This window comes from Streptomyces sp. SID486, from assembly GCF_009865385.1.
Lineage (GTDB): Bacteria > Actinomycetota > Actinomycetes > Streptomycetales > Streptomycetaceae > Streptomyces.
In genome coordinates, this window is record NZ_WWJT01000404.1 from 59,565 (window position 1) to 80,650 (window position 21,086).

The following is a 21,086-nucleotide window of genomic DNA, read 5'->3' on the forward strand; positions in this document are numbered from 1 at the left end:
GGGCACACTGGCGTCCATGACAGCTGACGCATTGACGGATGTCGCCGGACTGCGGGTGGGGCACGCCACCCTGACCGGCGACGGCCGGCTCACCGGCACCACGGTCGTCCTCGCGCCCGAGGGCGGTGCCGTGGCCGCCGTGGACGTACGCGGCGGCGGCCCCGGCACCAAGGAGACCGACGCGCTCGACCCGCGCAACGTCGTACAGAGGATCGACGCGGTCGTGCTGACCGGGGGCAGCGCGTACGGGCTCGACGCGGCATCCGGGGTGATGGCCTGGCTGGAGGAGCACGGGCGGGGCGTACCGGTGGGGACCGATCCGGCGCACGTCGTACCGGTGGTGCCTGCCGCGTGCGTCTTCGACCTGGGGCGCGGCGGCGACTTCCGGGCGCGCCCGGACGCGGCGACGGGGCGTGCCGCGGTGGAGGCGGCGGCGGGTGCGGCGGGCACGCGGGTGACCGAAGGGTGCGTGGGCGCCGGCACCGGCGCCGTCGTCGGGCGGCTCAAGGGCGGGGTGGGCACGGCGAGTACGGTCCTCGACTCGGGGATCACGGTGGCCGCGCTGGTGGTCGCGAACGCCGCGGGCGCGGCGCTGGACCCCGGGACGGGCGTGCTGTACGGGGAGTTGTTCCAGGGACGGATCGCGTACCCGGAGGACGGTGTGCACGAGGCGGCGTGCCGGCGCCTCGCCGAGACGGCCGCCGGCAACACCCCGCCGCCGCTCAACACGACGCTGGCGGTGGTCGCGACGGACGCCGCCCTCTCCAAGGCGCAGGCGCAGAAGCTCGCGGGCACGGCCCACGACGGCATCGCGCGCGCGGTGCGGCCGGTGCACCTCCTGCACGACGGGGACACGGTGTTCGCGCTGGCCACCGGGACCCGCCCGCTCGACCCGCACCCCCTGGCGCTCAACGACATCCTGGCCGCCGGCGCGGATCTGGTGACGCGGGCGATCGTACGGGCGGTACGCGCCGCGGAGTCGGTCGACGGACCGGCCGGGATCTGGCCGTCGTACGAGGAGCTGTACGGCAAGAGTTGACCGCGGCCTGGAGGGGTGGTCAGGGGGCCGCGGGCCCTGGATTGTCGCGGTTCTGTCACGTGATGGCGTTCATCGGACTCGGCGGGAACCTTCCCCGCCGTCCGCACCCTCTTTCTCCACGCCGAACGGATCACCCCTTCACACGAACCTGGAGCAGCCCGTGACAACGCCGGACATTGCAGCGCGGCGCGTACTCGGGGCCTGTGCCGCCCTGATGGTCGGCGCCCTCACCCTGACCGCCTGCGGCGGCAGCGCCAACGCGAACAACGACGACGGGAAGGGCGGCAAGGACTCCCCGAAGACGTCGACGGCGAAGATCGCGATCTCGGCCAAGGACGGTTCGACCGGGGCGTCCATCAACGCCACCGGGGTGAAGGTCAGCGACGGCAAGCTGACCGACGTGAAGATGACCGTGGCGGGGTCGGGCCAGGCCGTGCCCGGGGCGATATCCGCGGACGGCAGCGTCTGGAAGCCGAAGGAGCAGCTGGAGCGCGGCACGAAGTACCAGATAGCCGCGACCGCGAAGGACTCCGCGGGGCGCACGGCGGCGGCCAACGCCATCTTCACCACCGTCAGCTCGTCCAACAGCTTCATCGGCACCTACACGCCCGACAGCGGCTCCACGGTCGGTGCGGGCATGCCGGTGTCGTTCACCTTCGACAAGGCGATCACCGACAAGAAGACCGTGCAGTCCCACATCACGGTCAACTCCAGCAGTGGCCAGCAGGTGGTCGGGCACTGGTTCGGTGACCAGCGGCTGGACTTCCGGCCGCAGGACTACTGGAAGGCCGGCTCCAAGGTCACCATGAACATCGACCTGGACGGGGTCGAGGGCGCCAAGGGCGTCTACGGGGTCCAGAAGAAGTCCGTCTCCTTCACCATCGGCCGGTCGCAGGTCTCCACGGTCGACGTCAACACGCAGACCATGACGGTCGTGCGGGACGGCAAGACCATCAAGACGGTGCCGATCTCGGCGGGCAGCCCGCAGCACACCACCTACAACGGGCAGATGGTGATCTCGGAGAAGTTCGTGCAGACCCGCATGAACGGCTCGACGGTCGGCTTCGGCGGGGAGTACGACATCGCGGACGTGCCGCACGCCATGCGGCTGACGTCGTCGGGCACCTTCATCCACGGCAACTACTGGTACAACCAGGGCAACCCGCCGTTCGGCCGGGAGGGCACCAGCCACGGCTGCGTCGGCCTCGCCGACGTGCAGGGGGCGCAGGGCGACACGTCCGCCAAGTGGTTCTACGACAACTCGCTCATCGGGGACGTCGTGATCGTCAAGAACTCCCCCGACAAGACCGTCGCTCCCGACAACGGCCTCAACGGATGGAACATGACGTGGAGCGCCTGGACCGCCGGAAGTGCCGCCTGACCGGCGGATTCTGACGCTACGAGGGGCCGCGCGGGAACTTTTCGCGCGGCCCCCGCGTTTTCCCGGCGTACGTTTTCTCGGTTCCCGGACATGATGTCCGACCGAGGGGCTACGGTATGCACCCACAAGGTGACATGCAGCAACGCCGGGAGATGCCTTGAGCGTTCCGTACGAGACCGCAGCGTACGAACCAGCCGAGTCGCCCGAGTCTCCGGAGGAGCATCTCGCGCGACTCCTCGGCCGTGCCCTGAACTCCTTCGAGTTGCCGGACGAGGTGATAAGGCAGCTCGACTGCGCGCTGGCGCACGACAGTTCACTGCACTCCGCCTACCACAGCGCGGGGCTGCACCGTGAGACGTACCGGCACACCTGGCTGCTGGCCGACGGCTCGGCGGTCACCCTGTGGGAGCTCGTGCGCAACCACGCGCCCGGCAGCGCCCCCGAGCACGAGGTGTACGTCGACGAGGAGGAGCTGCAGACCGCCACGGCTCGGCTCGGGCTGCCGCCGGACACACAGGATTTCGAACTGCCCTCGGTCATGCGGCTGTGGGCGATCCCCGAGCCGCGGCACGCGTTCGCCTCCGAGGACTCCGCGGACCACGCGCGCCGGCTCCTGCGCCGCGCGGAGAACGCCGACCGGCCCGACGCGAAGACGGCGGCCCTGCTGGCGACGGCCACCGCGCACCAGATCACGCAGGCGTTCGGCCGGCCCGGGCGGGCCGGGCGGACGGGCCTGAGCTACGCGCTGTACGAGCACGCCTTCCTGCTGCCCGACGACACCGAGGTCTCCCTGTGGGAGGTCGAGCACACGGCGACGCCGGACGGCCGGCACATGTGCGAGGTGTACATGTCGGAGGAGGCGGCCCGGGACGCGATGGAGCGACGCGCGGCGCGGCAGGGCTGAACGCCGGGGACTGCCGGTTCCTGGACTTCTGCGGTACCGGCCGTTCCCGAAGACACCGGTTGTGTACAGGTGCGCAGGTGTAAAGGTGCGCAGGTGTACGGGTACGCAGGCTGCCCCCAGCGCGTGCAGACGTTTCCGGTCGGCGCAGACGGATCCCAGCGGCTGGCGGCGGTCCTCACCGGTCCGGGCGGTCCCGCCGGTGCGGGCCGTACGGCACCGGCTTCAGCCGCCCCCGGGGTCAGCCGCCCGCGAGTCGTCGTACGAGGCCCGCGAAGGCGTCCCGTTCGGCGGGCGTCAGCTCGACGGACTCCTGCGGGGGACCGCCGCGGGCCTGCCGCGGCAGGGCCGGGAGCGGCGTCGCACGGCGCCGGGGGGCGGCCCGGAGATTCGTCCGGCGCAGCAGACGCAGCAGGACGCCGGTCCACGCGACCGCCGTCACGGCGAGTACGGCCACGCCGATCAGCTGGAGGGTCGGGGCGTGTTCGGGCATGCACCCCAGTACACACCACGGCCCGGGACTTTGGGCCCGGACCGTGACGTATCTCGCAGGTGCCGTGAACAACTCACAGCGAACTAAAGGGACAAGGCGCCGGAGTGGCGGCAGCCAGGGCCATGGTGCGGCACTGGTGCGGCGGCAGCGGGGCGGTGGCGGTCAGGCCGCCACCGGCTCCTCGGACTCCTTCGGTGTCCCGGCCGCGGGCGTGGCCGGATCGGTGGCCGTGGGTGCGGGGTTCCGGCGGCGCATCCCCTTGAGGAGCACCACGAGGACCGTGGTGGTACAGACGCCGGCCGCGATGGCCACCAGGTACAGGAAGGGGTTGCCGATCAGCGGGACCACGAAGACGCCGCCGTGCGGGGCGCGCAGGGTGGCGCCGAAGGCCATCGACAGGGCTCCGGTGAGCGCGCCGCCCACCATGGAGGACGGGATGACGCGCAGGGGGTCGGCCGCCGCGAACGGGATCGCGCCTTCGGAGATGAAGGACGCGCCCAGCACCCAGGCGGCCTTGCCGTTCTCCCGCTCGGCCGGGGTGAACAGCCTTCCGCGCACGGTGGTGGCCAGCGCCATCGCCAGCGGCGGGACCATGCCGGTCGCCATCACCGCGGCCATGATCTTCATGGCGGAGTCGCTGGGATCGGCGACGGCGATGCCGGCGGTGGCGAAGGTGTAGGCGACCTTGTTGACCGGGCCGCCCAGGTCGAAGCACATCATCAGGCCGAGCAGGGCGCCCAGCAGGACGGCGTTGGCGCCGGTGAGGCCGGTCAGCCAGTCCGTGAGGCCCTTCTGCGCGGAGGCGATGGGCTTGCCGATCACGACGAACATCAGGAAGCCGACGATCGCCGAGGAGACCAAGGGGATCACCACCACCGGCATGATGCCGCGCAGCGCCGTGGGGATCCGCACCCGTTGGATCCCCAGCACCACGCCACCGGCGATCAGCCCGGCCGCGAGACCGCCGAGGAAGCCCGCGTCGATGTCCAGCGCGATGGCGCCGCCCACGAAACCGGGGACGAGTCCGGGCCGGTCGGCCATGCCGTACGCGATGTAACCGGCCAGGACCGGCACGAGGAACGTGAAGGCGACGCCGCCGATCTGGAAGAGCAGGGCGCCCCAGCTGTCGGCTTGGGTCCACAGGAAGTGGTCCATGACCGACGGTGCCTTGTTCACCCGCCAGCCACCGATCGCGAAGCCCAGGGCGATGAGGAGTCCGCCCGCGGCGACGAACGGAACCATGTAGCTGACGCCGGACATCAGCCACTTGCGCAGCCTGGTGCCGTAGCCCTCGCCGGAGTCGCCCGCGCGCTGCACCGGCGTGCCGGCCACCGGGTGCGCCGGGGCGCTCGTCTCACCTCGCGCCGCCTTCTCGCGGACCTCCGCGATGAGTTCGGCGGGCCGGCCGATGCCCGCCTTCACGCCCACGTCGACGGTCGGCTTGCCCGCGAAACGGTCCTTGTCGCGCACCGCGACGTCGTGCGCGAAGACCACGCCGTCCGCCGCCGCGATCACGGCCGGGTCCAACCGGGTGTACCCGGCCGAGCCCTGCGTCTCGACGACCACCTCCACGCCCGCCTCGCGGCCGGCGTTCTCCAGGGACTCGGCCGCCATGTAGGTGTGCGCGATACCGGTCGGACAGGAGGTGACGGCGACGATACGGAAGGGCCGTCCGGACTGCGTCGCGTGCGCGGGGTTTTCGGCCTGCTCGGCGGGCGCGGGACTGCCGGACTGCGCGGCTTGCACAGGGCTTTCGGCCTGCTCGGCGACCGGGCTGCCGGACTGCTCGGCTTGCGCGGGGCGGTCGGTCCGGGCAGCCTGCGCGGCGGGCGCGGGACTTTCGGACTGCTCGGCCGGCTCGGGGCTCTCGGCGGCGGTGGCCTCGGTGTCCGCTGCGGCGCCGGTACGTTCCTTCGCGCCCCCGCCGGTCGAGGCACCCTCGGCGCCCAGGGGTCCGGTCGCGCTCTCCGCCTGCGGTTCCCCACCCCCGTCGGCGGAGGCACTCGGCACGCCCCGGGCCGGGTCCTCGTCCCCCCGGATCAGTGCCGCCGCCGTGTCCGCGTCACCCAGTGCCCGCAGCGTGGTGGTGAATCCGGTGTCCATCAGCCGGCGGGCGAGCGCGGAGAGGATCGTGAGGTGGGCGTCGTCGGCGCCGGCGGGTGCGGCGATCAGGAAGATCAGGTCGGCCGGGCCGTCCGCGGCGCCGAAGTCGACACCGGCGGCGCTGCGGCCGAAGGCGAGAGTCGGTTCGGTGACGTGCGCGCTACGGCAGTGCGGGATGCCGATGCCGCCGTCGAGGCCGGTCGGCATCTGCGCCTCGCGGGCGGCCACGTCGGCGAGGAAGCCCTCCAGGTCGGTCACCCGGCCCTGGGCCACCATGCGCTCGGCGAGGGCACGGGCCGCCGCTTCCTTGGTGTCGGCGGACAGGTCGAGGTCGACCAGGTCCGCGGTGATCATGTCGCTCATCGCGGGCTCCTCTGCGCATGTATGGCCCGGGGAGTGGGGAGGGCGGAGATGGGGGCGGGGGTGCCGGGCGTCGTGGGGGCCGTCATGGTGTCGGCTCCGTCAGTACGCGGTCCAGGGGGATGTCCGCCGTGACGGTCACGGCCGCGGGGTCCAGGTCGGCGGGGGCCGGCATCACGCTGCCGGGCAGTGTGACGGCGGTGGCACCGTGGGCGACGGCGGAGGCGAGGGCCTCGGGGCCGGTGCCGCCCGCGATGAGGAAGCCGGCCAGGGACGCGTCGCCGGCGCCGACGTTGCTGCGGACGGCGGACACGCGGGCGCTGCCGAACCAGGCGCCGGCCTCCGACACCAGCAACTGGCCGTCGGCGCCCAGGCTGGCGAGGACGGCACGTGCGCCCAGCGCGCGCACCTCCTCGGCCGCCTGGAGCGCGTCGCCGACGGTCGCCAGGGGGCGGGCGACGGCCGCCGACAGTTCCTCGGCGTTCGGCTTCACCACGTCGGGCCGCGCGCGCAGCGCCTCCGACAGCGCGCGCCCCGAGGTGTCCAGGGCGATGCGCGCGCCTGCGGCATGCGCCCGCGTGACGAGGTCGGCGTACCAGGAGGGTGCGAGCCCCCGGGGCAGGCTGCCGCAGCACGCGATCCAGTCGGCCTCACGCGACTGCGCGCGGACCGTGTCCAGCAGGAGTTCCTGCTCCTGCGCGGACAGTTCCGGACCCGGCGCGTTGATCTTCGTGAGCACCCCGTCGGGCTCCGCGAGAGCGATGTTGGAGCGGGTGGCTCCGGCGACCGGCACGGGCGCGACCTCGATGCCCTGCGCGTCGAGCAGGGCGGCGACGAGCGCCCCCGGTGCCCCGCCCAGGGGGAGGACGGCGACGGTACGCCGGCCGGCGGCGGCCACGGCACGCGAGACGTTCACGCCCTTGCCGCCGGGATCCATGCGCTCGCCGGTGGCACGGACGACCTCGCCGCGCTCCAGGGCGGGGACCTCGTAGGTGCGGTCGAGGGAGGGGTTGGGGGTGACGGTGAGGATCATGCGCGTACCACTTCCGTGCCGCCGCGCTCGATGGCGGCGGCGTCTTCCGGGCCCAGCCCGCTGTCGGTGATCAGCAGGTCGACATCGCTCAGGTCGCCGAAGCGGGCGAAGTGCTCCTGGCCGTGCTTGGCGGAGTCGGCCAGCAGCACCACCCGGCGGGCGGCGGCGACCGCGGCCCGCTTGACCGCGGCCTCGGCGAGGTCGGGGGTGGTCAGACCGTGCTCGCCGGAGAAGCCGTTGGCCGCGACGAACAGGACGTCGGCGCGGATCTCGCCGTACGCGCGGAGCGCCCAGGCGTCCACGGCGGCGCGCGTGCGATGCCGCACGCGCCCTCCGACCAGGTGGAGCTGGATGCCCGGGTGGTCGGCGAGGCGGGCGGCGATGGGCAGGCTGTGCGTGACGACGGTGAGGGACGCCTCCAGCGGGATGGCGGCGGCGAGGCGGGCCACCGTCGTACCGGCGTCGAGGATCATCGTGCCTTCGGACGGCAGTTCGGCGAGGGCCACCTTGGCGATGCGGTCCTTCTCGTCGGCGGCGGTGGACTCGCGTTCCGTGAGGTCCGGCTCGAAGTCCAGGCGGCCGGCCGGGATGGCACCGCCGTGCACCCGGCGGACGAGGCCGGCGCGGTCGAGGGCCTTCAGATCGCGGCGGATCGTCTCCGCGGTGACCTGGAACTCCTCGGCCAGGGACAGCACGTCCACCCGGCCGCCGTCACGGGCGAGCCGGAGGATCTCCTGCTGCCGTTCCGGTGCGTACATGTCCGCTCGCCTCCGCGTGCCGTCGTTCCGTCGTTCCGTCGGGTCCTGCGGTTCCGTCGGTCCTTCGGTTCCGTCGGTCCTTCGGTTCCGTGAGTTCCGTGAGTTCCGTCGGTTCCGTCGGTTCCTTTTGTCCCGTGGGTTCCGTGGGTTCCGTCGGCCGGATGCCCGATCGCTTCCGGGAATGCCCGAACGTGTGGTTTCAGCGGCAGGTTACGCCGCACCTCTCCCAAAGTAAACAGACTCGGATCCAGATCGGGCACGAACGGACTTCCGGCGGCTGATCGGCAGGCCAAGCGGCAACCTCCCCGCACGCGTGGCATGGCGAGGGCACCCGATCAGGCGCGGCACCCGGCCATGCGGCGCGCCGGTCTCCCGGACGCCGGTGAGCCCGGCACCATCCGGTGCCGGGCTCACCCGTCCGTCCTCGTCGTACCCGGTCCACGGAACCGAACGGCGGCCTGCTCCGTGGACCGGACGGGCCCCGGCCCGAGGGCCGGCCGGTACCCGGTCAGTGGACCAGCGCGGGCTCCTTCGTCGCCTCCGGCGTCTCCTGTTCGGCGCCCTCCACGTGCTGTGCCGGCCGCTTCGGCAGGGCGGACATCAGCAGGAAGATCACGCCCATGACCCCGGCGACGTACCACAGCGCGTGCTGGAAGGCGTGCACGAAGGCCGGGCCGACCTCGGCGAGGGCCAGCCGGTCACCGATCTGCCCGAAGAAGACCACCGACACCAGGCCCAGACCGAGCGCGTTGCCCATCTGCTGCACCGTGTTGATCAGCCCGGACGCGGAACCGGCGTGCTCCCGCGGCACCTCGGAGAGCACGGCGTCGGTCAGCGGCGCGACGATCAGCCCCATCCCGAGACCCATCACGACCAGCGGCAGGGCCATCTGCCAGGAGGCGATGGCGAGGCCGTAGCGGTGGGCCTCCCACAGGTAGATCAGCACACCCACGCCCATCACCAGCGCGCCCGCCTGGAGCACCTTCCGGCCGAACCGCGGGACCAGCTGCTGCACCGACAGCCCCGCCGCCACGGACACCGCGATCGAGAACGGCACCCCGGTCAGCCCGGCCCGCAGCGGGCTCCAGCCCAGACCGATCTGCATGTACAGCGTCCAGACCAGGAAGAAGATGCCGAGCGCGACACCGAAGACGGTCTGCACGGCGATGCCCGCAGCGAAGCTCTTCACTCGGAAGAGGGACAGTTCGATGAGCGGGGAACCGTCCCTGGCCGCCTTCCGTTTTTCGTACGACACCAGAACCGCGAAGACGACGAGCGCACCGGCCATGCAGACGTGACCCCACAGCGGCCAGCCCAGCTCGCGTCCACGGGTGAGCGGATAGAGCAGCATCAGCAGGCCCAGCGAGACCAGGGTGACACCGACGAGGTCCAGCTTCAGCGCCTTGGGGGCCTTCGACTCGGTGATGAAGCGGCGGCCCAGGATCAGGGCCAGGACGCCGACAGGGAGGTTGATGAGGAAGATGGGGCGCCATTCGAGGCCGAACAGGTTCCACTCCGTCAGCAGTGCGCCCAGCAGCGGACCGGAGACCGCGCCGAGACCCACGATCGCACCGAACAGACCGAACACCTTGCCGCGTTCGTGGGCGGGGAAGGTGGCGTGCACGATCGACAGCACCTGCGGCACCATCAGCGCGGCCATACCTCCCTGCAGCAGGCGGGAGGCGACCAGCATCTCCGGGTTCGCGGCGAAACCGCACAGAGCGGAGGCGAGGGTGAAGCCACCGACACCGATGAGGAACAGCCGCTTGCGGCCGTGGATGTCACCGAGTCGTCCACCGGTGATCAGACCGGCGGCGAAGGCGAGGGCATAGCCGGCGGTTATCCACTGGATCTGGCTGACCGAGGCGTGGGCGGTCCGCTCGATGGACGGGATGGCGATGTTGACGATCGTGACGTCCACCAGGTCCATGAAGGCCGCGGCCATCACGATGGCCAGAGCCAGCCAGCGGGCTCGGTCCGGAACCGGTTCGGTGAGCGCCGCGGGGGCGCCGGGACGCCGGGGGTCCGTCCCCTTCGGCTGGTCGTGCGGTTCCCGGCGTTCCTGGGAGTCGGTGCGGTCGTTCGGAGTCATGCGAGGAGGCTAGGACCCCACTAGGTCAGATCGTGTCCTATATCTGCGGCATCCTCGTACGCATGACGACGGACACCCCGGCCCGGCTGCTCCAGCTTCTCTCCCTTCTCCAGACGCCCCGCGAGTGGCCCGGCGGCGAGCTGGCCGGACGGCTCGGTGTGTCCCGCCGTACCGTGCGGCGGGACATCGACCGGCTGCGGGAGCTGGGCTATCCGGTGCAGGCCACGAAGGGCGCTGACGGTGGGTACCGGCTGGTGGCGGGCAAGGCCATGCCACCGCTGGTGCTGGACGACGAGGAGGCGGTCGCCATCGCGGTAGGGCTGCGCGCCGGTGCCGGGCACGCGGTGGAAGGGGTGGACGAGGCGTCCGTCCGGGCCCTGGCCAAGCTGGAGCAGGTGCTGCCCTCCCGGCTGCGCCACCGGGTCTCCACGCTGCAGGCCGCCACCACGCCGCTGACCAGCGGGGACGGGCCGAGCATCGCCCCGGAGACGCTGACCGTGATGGCGTCGACGGTCGCGGGACAGGAGCGGTTGCGGTTCGCCTACCGCGACAAGGACGGCAGCGCGTCCCGGCGGCAGACCGAACCGCACCGGCTGGTGTCGACGGGACGGCGCTGGTACCTGGTGGCGTACGACCTCGACCGGGACGACTGGCGCACCTTCCGGGTGGACCGGGTGAGCGAGCCGTTCGCCACCGGTGTCCGGTTCGCGCCGCGGGAGTTGCCGACGGGTAGCGCCGCCGAGTATCTGCGGCAGTCGATCCACCGGCGGCAGGAGACCTACACGTTCGAGGTGCGGTTCGCCGCGTCCGCCGAACAGGTCTCCGTGCGCATGCCCAGCGTGCTGGGAACACCTGAGGACGACGGCACGGGCGGCTGCGTCCTACGGGGCACCACTGGAGATCCCATGGAGTGGCTGGCGGTCCGGCTGGCGATGGCGGGATACGAGTTCACGGTCCACGCCCCGACGGAACTGGTCGCGAGCGTCGGAGAGTTGGGCGGACGCCTCAGCAGGGCGGCGGGCGGAGAACCCGGGGACGGCGGACATGACCCGAGGGCGACGGAGGGCATGGCCTGAGGGAGGAGGGCATGACCCGAGGGAGGAGGGCGTGGCCTGAGGGGGGTGAAGGGCATGGCTTGAGAGGGGGTTAAGGGCATGCCCCGAGGGAGTCGGCGCGCGAACGGCACCGGCCAGGCCAGACGGTCGGGCACCGGCCCCGGACACACGGTCGGGGGCACCGGCCTCGGACAGACGGTCGGGGACCTGCCCGGAGAGAGCTACTCCCGGGGCTCGCGCTCGCGAGTGTTCTCCGGTGTGCTCCACTCGAAGTCCCGCAAGGCGCGCAGGTTGCGTACGGCCAGGGCCGCCGGGCCCTCGGGGCCGGTGGGCCGGGTGGTCGTGGCGGCCCATGACTCCACGGCCACCCGCACGGCGGCACCGGCCACGGCCGCGGCGAAACGGAGGTGCGGGGTGAGCTCGGCAGGGGTCGGTTCAGCGGGAGCCGGCTCTGCGGGGGCCGGCTCTGCGGGGGCCGGCTCGGCAGGAGTCGGTTCTCCGGGCGTGGACTCCGCAGGAGCGTTCTCTGCCGGTGCCTCCTCCCTCGCCGACAGGATCTCCGACAACGCACCCTCCGACGCCTGGCACACCTCGGCCCACACCTTGCGCAGGGCCGGGCTGGTGTCGGCCAGGCGGATCAGGGTGCGCAGCCATTCCCAGGACGCGGCTGAGACGCCGAGGCCGGGAGTGAGCGTGTGACGGATGGCGTGTTCCAGAGCCTGCGGGACAGACAGGTCGGCAGGGGCCGTGCGGACCGCCTCGATCCACCGCTGGGCACCGGCCGCGTAGAGGGGGGCCACCGCCTCCTCCTTGGTGGCGAAGTAGCGGTAGAACGTGCGGGGTGCGATGCCCGCGGCCTGGGCGATGTCCTCGGCGCGGGTCGCCCGCAGGCCCTGCTGGACGAAGAGGGCTGCCGCCGCCCTGGCGATCTCCATACGGGTCTCGGCCTTCCGGCGCTCGGTGAGGGAGACCGGTGCGGGGGCGGAAAACAGCTGGTGGGCGGCGTTGGGGGTGGTGCTCATCTCGGCAGGCTATGCCCGTGTGACAGAATCTGCCATCCGGTGGTCCACCCCGGGGTTCAGGTACGGGGTGGGCCGCCGATCCAAGCGGGATCCGGCCTCCCGCCTCGGGGCCGCGCAGCCGTACCGGGACCCGATCCGCTTCCCCGCGTACGAACCCGAGGGCCGGCCCTCCGACGCCCCGGCCTCCTACGCCCCGGCCTCCTACGCCCGACTCTCTCAGGACGCCCCGAGCCCCCGACGGCCCGAACCCCCGAGCCCCGGCGGTTGGCTCCCTGACGGCCCGCCTCCCAGCTGGCGAACCCCGGACACCCAGCCGCCGAGCCACCGGGCACAGAGCTGCCGAGCGCCGAACGCCGAGCCACCGGACACAGAGCTGCCGAGCGCCGAACGCCGAGTCACCGGGCACAGAGCTGCCGAGCGCCGAGCGCCGAGTCACCGGACACCAAGCCGTCGGAATCCGAACCCCAAGGCCCACGCCACTCTCGGCATGAGAAAAACAGCCGGACTCCGGCGCCCGGGGGGGGTGGGCGCCGAAGTCCGGCTCGGGAAGTCCCGGCGCCGGGGGGGGATTGCGTCGGGACATGGCTCACGTGGGGTCAGCCACTGCCGGCCGTCGGCCGGTATGCGCTGTATGAGGCTGTGCTGTGGGGGACCGTGCTGTATGGGGCTGTGCGATGTGGGGGCTGTGCGGGTGTGCACTTGGGGAGTGCGGTCCGTTTCGCGGGGCCCTTTTCCGGGCTCGGAAGGGTTGTTCCCTCGGGCCCAGTGGTTGAAGCGACGGGACAGCGCCATGTTTGCGCCGTCTTTCGCCACCGGGCGTACGCACCGCGCGGGTGGGTCGTATCCGACCGTACCCGCACGAGAGGGACAGGATCCCGGTCGCCCGCTTGCCTCTCGGACACCCGCCGCCCGGACACCCCTCGCGCCCGCGGCCCTGAACACCCCTCAGGCGCCCGCGGCCCTGGACATCCCTCGGGCATCCGCCGCCCGCACACACACCCCCGGCACCCGCCGCCCGCCGTCCTCCGGCGGGCGGCTCACGGAGCCTCGTGTGCGCTACGCCGCCGCGTCGAAGCCGGTGTCGCGGGCCAGCTTCTTCAGTTCGAGGAGGGCGTGCTTCTCGATCTGGCGGATGCGCTCGCGGGTCAGACCGTGCTCCTTGCCGACCTCGGTCAGGGTGCGCTCCCGTCCGTCCTCGATGCCGTACCGCATCTTGATGATGGAGGCCGTGCGCTGATCCAGGCGGCCGATCAGGTCGTCCAGTTCCTCGCTGCGCAGCAGCGTCAGCACCGACTGCTCCGGCGACACCGCGGACGTGTCCTCCAGCAGGTCGCCGAACTGGGTCTCACCCTCGTCGTCCACCGACATGTTCAGGGAGACCGGATCGCGGGCCCAGTCGAGGACGTCGATGACGCGCTCCGGTGTGGAGCCCAGCTCACCGGCGATCTCCGCGGGCTCCGGGTCGCGGCCGTGCTCGCGGTTGAACTCGCGCTGGACGCGGCGGATTCGGCCGAGCTCCTCCACCAGGTGGACGGGCAGCCGGATCGTGCGGGACTGGTCGGCGATGGACCGGGTGATGGCCTGCCGGATCCACCAGGTGGCGTACGTCGAGAACTTGAAGCCCTTGCGGTAGTCGAACTTCTCGACGGCGCGCACCAGGCCCGCGTTGCCCTCCTGGATCAGGTCCAGCAGGGGCAGACCGCTGCGCGGGTACCGGCGGGCGACCGCGACGACCAGGCGCAGGTTGGAGCGGATGAAGACGTCCTTGGCCCGCTCACCGGCGTCGACGAGGGCCTCGAGCTCCGCCCGGGAGGCGTCCGACCTGGACTCCTCCTCACCCTCGAGGACCTGCGTCGCGAAGACGCCCGCCTCGATGGTCTGGGACAGCTCGACCTCCTTCGCGGCGTCGAGAAGCGGCGTACGCGCGATCTCGTCGAGGTACATGCCGACCAGGTCGCGGTCTGCGATCTCGCCGCCATGAGCGCGAACACTGCTTGCCGAGTCGGCCGTCTCGCCGGTGGCGGACTTACGACGGGCGACGGCACGGGTTGCCATGCGTGCTCCCTTGCGATGGTGGGCTGGCGGGTGGTCCTGGTGAACGCTCGGCTCTGCTGGGGATCGTCTCTGGGACTCTCTCCGAGTGCCCGGCATCCGTGGGAAACAACGACTGGAATCCGGACAGAATTCCCAACCCACCCCCCAATTTTTCTGATCATGCAGTACCCTGTCGGCCACCCTGGGAGGCAAGATGCCGTCGGAACGTGCTGAGGTGCAGGTCAGGGCGGGAGTCGAGGGTGACCTCAGCGCCCTCACAGCGATCTACAACCACTACGTTCGTGAGACGGCCATCACATTCGACACCGCGATCTTCACTCCGGCGGAGCGGCGCCCCTGGCTGCTCTCCCACCCGGAAGACGGCCCGCACCGGCTGATGGTTGCCACGGACACGACCTCACAGGAGATTCTCGGGTACGCCACAGCCGGCCCTTACCGGCCGAAGCCGGCGTACGCGACATCCGTGGAGACATCCGTGTACGTCGCCCCGGACTCACGCACAGGAGCCACCACCGGCCGGCGCGGGATCGGCACGGCACTCTACGCCGCCCTGTTCGAGGCACTGGCCGGACAGGACGTGCACCGCGCCTACGCCGGGATCGCCCAGCCCAACGAGGCGTCCACCCGGCTTCACGTCCGCTTCGGCTTCCGTCATGTGGGCACGCACCGCGAGGTCGGCCGCAAGTTCGGCCGCTACTGGGACGTGGCCTGGTACGAGAAGGACCTCGGCTGAGCCGGGCGCCCGTGCGCCCCGCCGCAGGACGACGGCCCCGCATGCGCCACACCCGAAACCGGCCCCGCAGGCGCCACAGCCGGAACCTTCCTCGCAGGCGCCACACCGGGAACAGACCCCGCATGCGCCACAGCCGGAACCGGCCCCGCAGGCACTCCGCCTCGCACCGGCCCCTCCCCCGGCCCCTCGGCCGCCCACCTAAGCCGGGGGGCGGGCGGCCTCTCACCCGAACTGCACCGACCGCTTCGCCATCCCCATCCAGAACCCGTCGATCACCGATTTCTGCGCGTCCGGCTCGCCGCCCGCCTCCGCCGCGCCCATGGTCACGAAGAGCGGGGCGAAGTGTTCGGTGCGCGGATGGGCGTAGCGGCCGGCGGGGGCTTTGTCCAGGAAGTCGAGCAGGGCGTCCCAGTCGCGGGACTCCAGGGCGCGCCGGCCCCAGTCGTCGAACTCGGACGACCAGGAGGGCACGCCGCCTCCGGTGTGCCGCAGTGCGGCCAGGTTGTGGGTGAAGAAGCCGGAGCCCACGATCAGTACGCCCTCGTCGCGCAGCGGGGCCAGCCTGCGGCCGATGCCCATGAGGCGGACCGGGTCGAGGGTGGGCAGGGAGATCTGAAGGACGGGGATGTCGGCGTCCGGGTACATCTCGACGAGGGGGACATAGGCGCCGTGGTCGAGACCCCGGTCGGGAATGTCCTGGACGGGGGTGCCGGGGGCGCGCAGCAGCTTGCGGACGGAGTCGGCGAGCGCGGGGGCGCCGGGAGCGGCGTACCGGACCCGGTAGTAGCGCTCGGGGAAGCCCCAGAAGTCGTGGACGAGCGGGACGGTCTCGACCGCGCCGAGGGCGAGCGGCGCCTCCTCCCAGTGCGCGGAGACCATGAGGATCGCGGTGGGGCGGGGCAGGTCGGCAGACCAGGCGGCGAGCTGGCCGGGCCACACCGGGTCGTCGGCGAGGGGCGGTGCGCCATGGCTGAGGTACAGCGCGGGCATGCGCTCCTGGGGGGTGACGGTCATCGCGGCGGCTCCTGACGATCCCAGATGCTTTAACTCTCAAGTTCTACCGCGAAACCCTACCCCTCACTTGTTCAAGTTTCAAGGAGATGGCTCGTACAGTGGGACATATGAACACGGCACCGGACTCCGCCGCGGGGCACCGCTGGCTCACCGACGAGGAACAGCGCGTCTGGCGCTCCTACCTGCACGCCACCACCCTGCTGGAGGACCACCTCGACCGGCAGCTGCAGCGGGACGCGGGCATGCCGCACATCTACTACGGCCTTCTCGTCAGCCTCGCCGAGGCGCCGCGCCGTCGGCTGCGGATGACCGAGCTGGCCATGAAGGCGAAGATCACCCGCTCCCGGCTCTCGCACGCCGTCGCCCGGCTGGAGAAGAACGGCTGGGTGCGCCGCGAGGACTGCTCCTCCGACAAGCGCGGCCAGTTCGCCGTCCTCACCGAGGCGGGCTTCGAGGTCCTGCGGCATACCGCGCCCGGCCATGTGACCGCCGTACGGCAGGCGCTGTTCGAGCGGCTCAGCCCCGAACAGCAGAAGGCCCTCGGCGAGATCATGGAGATCGTCGCCGAGGGCCTCCAGCCCGAGGAAGCGGGTGCGGACCTGCCCTGGCTCCGCTAGACCGCCCGCCGGTCCGCCGGCCGGGTCACCGAGCGGACCGGGGGTGGATCACCGTACGTGCTCAGTGGGCCACCACAGGCACGGGGGCGGATCACCGTACGCGTGCTCAGTGGGCCACCACAGGCACGGGCAGTTCGTCCTCGACGCCATCGCCGGAGGTCACGGCCGTGGTGTCGGGACGGCCGGCGTTGACGAAGGTGAACGCGATCAGCGAGGCGAGCGCCAGGATGCCGACGGCGACCCAGATCGCGGCCGTGTAGCCGTGCACCATGCCCTCCAGCTTGACCAGCTGCTGCGGCTTGGCGCTGGCAGCGGCGATGTGGTCCTTGATGTAGGACGTGGTCGCCGAGGCGGCGATCGTGTTCAGCAGGGCGGTGCCGATCGCGCCGCCCACCTGCTGCGAGGTGTTGACCATCGCGGAGGCGACACCGGCATCCCGGGGCTGGACACCCTGCGTGGCCAGGGACATCGCCGGCATGAACGCCGTACCCATGCCGAGACCGAGCAGCAGCATCGCGGGCAGCAGCAGCGCGGCGTACGAGGAGTCGATCTCCAGCTGGGTCAGCAGCAGCATGCCGAGCGCGGCGAGGAGGAAGCCGGGGCCCATCAGCAGCCGGGCCGGGACCCGCGTCATCAGGCGGGCACCGATCTGGGTGGAACCGGTGATCATGCCGGCCACCATCGGCAGGAACGCGAACCCGGTCTTGACCGGCGAGTAGCCCTTCACGACCTGGAGGTAGTAGGTCAGGAAGAGGAACAGGCCGAACATGCCGATGATCGCGAGACCGAGGGAGAGGTAGATGCCGCCGCGGTTGCGGTCGGTCACCACGCGCAGCGGCAGCAGCGGGGCCTTGACCTTGGACTCCACCACCACGAAGGCGAGGAGCAGCACCACGGACGCGACGAACATCGACACGGTCACCGTGTCACCCCAGCCGTCGGACTCGGCGCGGGTGAAGCCGTACACGAGGGCGACCAGGCCGAGGGTGGACAGGATCACGCCCGGGATGTCGAGCGGGGAGCGGTTGCGTCCGCCCTCCGGCTCGCGGATGACGAAGTAGGCACCGGCCGCGGCGACCACGGCGAACGGGATGTTCACGAAGAAGGTCCAGCGCCAGTCCAGGTACTCGGTGAGGAAACCGCCGAGGATCAGGCCGACGGCACCGCCGCCGCCCGCGATGGCGCCGTAGATGCCGAACGCCTTGGCGCGCTCCTTGGCGTCGGTGAACATCACGGCGAGCAGGGACAGCGCGGCCGGGGCGAGCAGTGCGCCGAAGACGCCCTGGAGGGCGCGGGCACCGAACATCATCGCGCCGGTGGTGGCGGCACCGCCGAGCGCGGAGGCGGCGGCGAAACCGCCCAGCCCCAGCACGAAGGCACGCTTGCGGCCCCACAGGTCGGCGATCCGGCCGCCGAAGAGCAGCAGACCGCCGAAGGCGAGGGCGTAGGCGGTGACGACCCACTGCCGGTTGCCGTCGGATATGCCGAGATCGGTCTGGGCGGAGGGCAGAGCGATGTTCACGATGGTGGCGTCCAGGACGACCATCAGCTGGGCGAGCGCGATGAAGACGAGCGCTTTCCAGCGGTTGGCGTCGCCGCTGGGAGCGGCGGCGCGGGGAGCCTTGAGGGCTGTTTCGGACATGGAGGTACCCACTTCGGGACTTCGTGACTTCGTGACGGAAGACGTACGGAAGGCGTGTCGGACGGCGGGACGCAAGACGCGTCTACGGCGTGGCGGAAGACGTGTTGGCCGACGCGACGGAAGACGTGCCGGACGGCGCTACGGAAGACGTGCCGTACGGCGTGAAGGAAGTCGTGTCGGACGGCGGTGACGAAAAACGGCGAGAAAGGCGAGAAAACGGAGTAAGGCGGAGAGACGGAAGAACGTGGAGCCGGGAGAGAACGTGGAGCCGGGAGAGACGGAGAGGCCGGGGTGGCGGGACCGGCCTGTTGCCTGGGTGGGTGGACTGATGACGGGCGCTGAACTGATCGGTCAGGAGTCGCGCAGCTCCTTGATGCTGACGGCCCTGCCGGGAAGGGCGGAGCGGGCGGGGGCGCGCAGACCGTCGAGGAACAGCTGCAGGTGGCGGTGGACGAAGCGGTCGCCGCGGAGGCAGTCCGTGCCGGCCGGGGGCCGGCTCAACTGGCTCACGACGATCAGCAGATCGCCCACGCCGACGTCCGGCCGGAGCTGACCGGCCTCTTCGGCCCGTCCCATGAGCTCCTCCACGAGCCGCTCGATGCGCTCCCGGGAGGCCACCAGGTCGGGATGGTTCTGGTCGAAGGTGCTGGACACCATGGGGCACAGCGCGCTGATCCGCTCGTCGGCGGCGGCGTGCACGAAGTGCTCCAGGGCGGCGAAGGCGTCCCCGGTCTCCGCGAGAGCCAGTTCGGCCGCCCCGGCCGTACGGTCCATGACGGAACAGACGACCTCGCGGACGAGGGCGTCACGGTCGGGGAAGTTGCGGTACACCGTGGCGTTTCCGACGCCGGCCCGTCGGGCGATCTCGTCGAGCGGCACATCCGGGCCGTGCTCGACGAACATCTCGCGGGCGGCGGTGACGATCCGCTCCCGGTTGCGCAGGGCGTCGGCGCGAGGCCGGGACACCTTGCGCACGGCGGGGAGGGTCGCGGTCGGCACGGGCACTCCTTGAAGGACGAGACTGCTGGGGCGATCCGGGGAGCAGGTCCCCGTTTCGCTCGGACACTGGGCTAAACGGGGAAGGCGTCCCCGGTTATTTCCCGGCCGCGGAAAGAATGCATGTGACCTGAGACACAATCACCGTCCGCCGGCTTTCACCCCTACGCGGGCGCGCATTCCCACCTTCGGTCTCCTCCAGCGCGCGGCCGCCGCGCCGCCGACACAGGGTGAGCGCATGGGTGCAGCCGGAGATCGGCGGCTGCCGTGGCGCGAAAGGTCCCTGCATGCAGCCGCAGCCGCCGCCCCGCCGCATACGCCGGCGCCGGATAGCCGCCCTCGCCCTGGTGACCGTACTGACCCTCGCGGTCAGCACCTCGGCCGGGACCGGACATCTGACGGCGCCCACCACCGCCGGCCCCATCGGCCTGGCCCGCTCCTCCGCACTCGTACCCTGCATGATCCACAGCGCGATGGACGTGCAGATGACCGAGGGTCTGCCCACTCCGCCCGGGTACTCCCGCTCCACGGGCACGGTCCGCGCCCTGACCCTGATGGTCGACTTCGCCGACGCGCCCGGCCAGGGCAGCGCCATGGACCGCTTCCACGAGTTCTTCCCGCAGACCCAGGACTGGTTCCGCGCCGCGTCGTACGGCCGTCTCGACTACCGCCCCGAGACCCCCGTCACCGACTGGCTGCGCATGCCGAAGCGTTTCCGGGACTACGGCATAGAGCGCGGCGCACCCTTCGACCCCGGCTACCGGAACCTGGTCCAGGACATAGTGGCCGCCGCCGACCCGACCGTGGACTTCCGCAGCTACGACCTGCTCAACGTGCTCGTCACCCCGAACGCCGGACCCTCCGCCCTGGACACCGTGCTGTCCGTGACGTTCGCCGGCAACGACGACGCACCGGTCGCCGACGGCATACGCATATCCAACGCCTCCTTCGTCTACTCCCGCCAGGACGACGGCTCCGGCTCCTACGACCGCACCGGCTACCGGGTCCTCCCCCACGAGAACGGCCACACCTTCGGCCTGCCCGACCTGTACACGCAGGACGGCGGGGGCGCGGTCGGGCACTGGGACATCATGAGCGAGGACTGGGGCGCCAACAACGATCTGCTCGGCTGGCACAAGTGGAAGCTGGGCTGGCTGGACGGCGGCCAGGTCGGCTGCGCGTCGGCACGGGGCAAAGTGGAGTTCACCCTGTCCCCGCTGTACAGGCCGGGCGGCGGGAAGCTGGTCCTGGTGCCGGTCACCTCGCGCACCACCTACGCGCTGGAGGTCCGCGCACAGGGCGGCAACGACGAGGCCGTGTGCCGCCCGGGTGTCCTCATCTACCGGATCGACTCCACGGTCGACACCGGCCGCGGCCCGATCACCGTCTTCGACAGCCACCGCGCCAGCGGCGGCTGCACCCGCAGCCCCAACGTCCACACGGAACTCTCCGACGCCCCCTTCACCCCGGGCGAGACCTTCAAGGACCCCCGGCACGGCATCGCGGTACAGGTGGTGAGCACGGACGACGACGGCAACTACCGGATCCGGATCACTCGGGGCTAAGGCTGAGGCAAGGGGGCGAAGTTCGATTACCGGGGAATGAGGAGTACTCCCGGGGAACGAGGAGTGTTCCCGGGGAACGAGGAGTGTTCCCGGGGAACGAGGAGCCGACCGGGGCGGCCGCAGCGGAGCTTTAAGCAGCCCGGTCCATTGCGTCAGCTGTCGTCGGACGGCGCTCGGGGCCACGCGGAAGAGGCGTCCAGTCGCGCGTCGCAGGCGTGGAGGCGCGG

General features: G+C 71.6%; 17 protein-coding genes. 7 read left to right on the forward strand and 10 right to left on the reverse strand.

The features are described 5' to 3' along the window. Nucleotides 1-16: 16 nt before the first annotated feature. The 3 genes from GT045_RS19235 (at nucleotide 17) to GT045_RS19245 (ending at nucleotide 3,324) form a co-directional block, all read left to right on the forward strand. The gene (locus GT045_RS19235) at nucleotides 17-1,039 is read left to right on the forward strand and encodes a P1 family peptidase (protein WP_161334903.1); all 1,023 of its coding nucleotides are present in this window, start codon (nucleotides 17-19) and stop codon (nucleotides 1,037-1,039) included. A gap of 160 nt (nucleotides 1,040-1,199) precedes the next feature. Beyond that, nucleotides 1,200-2,420: an Ig-like domain-containing protein gene (locus GT045_RS19240; protein ID WP_345942694.1), complete on the forward strand. Its 1,221-nt coding sequence runs from the start codon at nucleotides 1,200-1,202 to the stop codon at nucleotides 2,418-2,420. Nucleotides 2,421-2,577: 157 nt separating this feature from the next. After that, nucleotides 2,578-3,324 (forward strand): DUF6227 family protein, encoded by a 747-nt coding sequence (locus GT045_RS19245; protein ID WP_161334904.1) that lies wholly within the window; start codon nucleotides 2,578-2,580, stop codon nucleotides 3,322-3,324. A gap of 238 nt (nucleotides 3,325-3,562) precedes the next feature. Here GT045_RS19245 and GT045_RS19250 read toward each other — a convergent pair whose 3' ends face one another. The 5 genes from GT045_RS19250 to GT045_RS19270 form a co-directional block, all read right to left on the reverse strand. Next, a complete protein-coding gene (locus tag GT045_RS19250; protein ID WP_161334905.1) occupies nucleotides 3,563-3,814 on the reverse strand; it encodes a hypothetical protein in 252 nt (83 codons plus the stop codon). A gap of 162 nt (nucleotides 3,815-3,976) precedes the next feature. Continuing rightward, nucleotides 3,977-6,280, reverse strand: a complete 2,304-nt coding sequence (locus GT045_RS19255; RefSeq protein WP_161334906.1) for a fructose-specific PTS transporter subunit EIIC — start codon at nucleotides 6,278-6,280, stop codon at nucleotides 3,977-3,979. Nucleotides 6,281-6,362: 82 nt separating this feature from the next. Then, nucleotides 6,363-7,310, reverse strand: coding sequence for a 1-phosphofructokinase (gene pfkB / locus GT045_RS19260; RefSeq protein WP_161334907.1), 948 nt, complete (start codon nucleotides 7,308-7,310; stop codon nucleotides 6,363-6,365). Continuing rightward, nucleotides 7,307-8,068, reverse strand: a complete 762-nt coding sequence (locus tag GT045_RS19265) for a DeoR/GlpR family DNA-binding transcription regulator (protein ID WP_161334908.1) — start codon at nucleotides 8,066-8,068, stop codon at nucleotides 7,307-7,309. The genes pfkB and GT045_RS19265 overlap by 4 nt, the downstream gene beginning before the upstream one ends. Nucleotides 8,069-8,576: 508 nt before the next feature. Further along, a complete protein-coding gene (locus GT045_RS19270) occupies nucleotides 8,577-10,013 on the reverse strand; it encodes an MFS transporter (protein WP_237538715.1) in 1,437 nt (478 codons plus the stop codon). Between the two features lie 209 nt (nucleotides 10,014-10,222). Between GT045_RS19270 and GT045_RS19275 the strand changes: the two genes are divergently transcribed. Continuing rightward, a complete protein-coding gene (locus GT045_RS19275) occupies nucleotides 10,223-11,236 on the forward strand; it encodes a YafY family protein (RefSeq protein WP_202528463.1) in 1,014 nt (337 codons plus the stop codon). Nucleotides 11,237-11,436: 200 nt separating this feature from the next. Here GT045_RS19275 and GT045_RS19280 read toward each other — a convergent pair whose 3' ends face one another. Both GT045_RS19280 and GT045_RS19285 read right to left on the reverse strand, forming a co-directional pair. After that, nucleotides 11,437-12,150: a TetR family transcriptional regulator gene (locus tag GT045_RS19280; RefSeq protein WP_161334924.1), complete on the reverse strand. Its 714-nt coding sequence runs from the start codon at nucleotides 12,148-12,150 to the stop codon at nucleotides 11,437-11,439. 1,143 nt (nucleotides 12,151-13,293) lie between these two features. Continuing rightward, a complete protein-coding gene (locus tag GT045_RS19285) occupies nucleotides 13,294-14,292 on the reverse strand; it encodes a sigma-70 family RNA polymerase sigma factor (protein WP_161289972.1) in 999 nt (332 codons plus the stop codon). A gap of 193 nt (nucleotides 14,293-14,485) precedes the next feature. Between GT045_RS19285 and GT045_RS19290 the strand changes: the two genes are divergently transcribed. Beyond that, nucleotides 14,486-15,025, forward strand: a complete 540-nt coding sequence (locus GT045_RS19290) for a GNAT family N-acetyltransferase (protein ID WP_161334910.1) — start codon at nucleotides 14,486-14,488, stop codon at nucleotides 15,023-15,025. 222 nt (nucleotides 15,026-15,247) lie between these two features. Here the strand turns inward: GT045_RS19290 and GT045_RS19295 are convergent, their stop codons facing one another. Then, nucleotides 15,248-16,039: a class III extradiol ring-cleavage dioxygenase gene (locus tag GT045_RS19295; RefSeq protein ID WP_161334911.1), complete on the reverse strand. Its 792-nt coding sequence runs from the start codon at nucleotides 16,037-16,039 to the stop codon at nucleotides 15,248-15,250. Nucleotides 16,040-16,146: 107 nt separating this feature from the next. Between GT045_RS19295 and GT045_RS19300 the strand changes: the two genes are divergently transcribed. Beyond that, entirely contained in the window at nucleotides 16,147-16,656 is a 510-nt protein-coding gene (locus GT045_RS19300) for a MarR family transcriptional regulator (RefSeq protein WP_161334912.1), read from the forward strand. 106 nt (nucleotides 16,657-16,762) lie between these two features. Here GT045_RS19300 and GT045_RS19305 read toward each other — a convergent pair whose 3' ends face one another. Together GT045_RS19305 and GT045_RS19310 are read right to left on the reverse strand one after the other, a co-directional pair. Beyond that, nucleotides 16,763-18,298, reverse strand: coding sequence for an MFS transporter (locus GT045_RS19305; RefSeq protein WP_161334913.1), 1,536 nt, complete (start codon nucleotides 18,296-18,298; stop codon nucleotides 16,763-16,765). Nucleotides 18,299-18,649: 351 nt separating this feature from the next. Beyond that, nucleotides 18,650-19,297: a TetR/AcrR family transcriptional regulator gene (locus GT045_RS19310; protein WP_161290437.1), complete on the reverse strand. Its 648-nt coding sequence runs from the start codon at nucleotides 19,295-19,297 to the stop codon at nucleotides 18,650-18,652. Nucleotides 19,298-19,581: 284 nt separating this feature from the next. On the opposite strand from GT045_RS19310, the gene GT045_RS19315 reads away from it, so the two are divergent. After that, a complete protein-coding gene (locus tag GT045_RS19315) occupies nucleotides 19,582-20,859 on the forward strand; it encodes a M6 family metalloprotease domain-containing protein (protein WP_161290435.1) in 1,278 nt (425 codons plus the stop codon). Nucleotides 20,860-21,086: the final 227 nt, after the last annotated feature.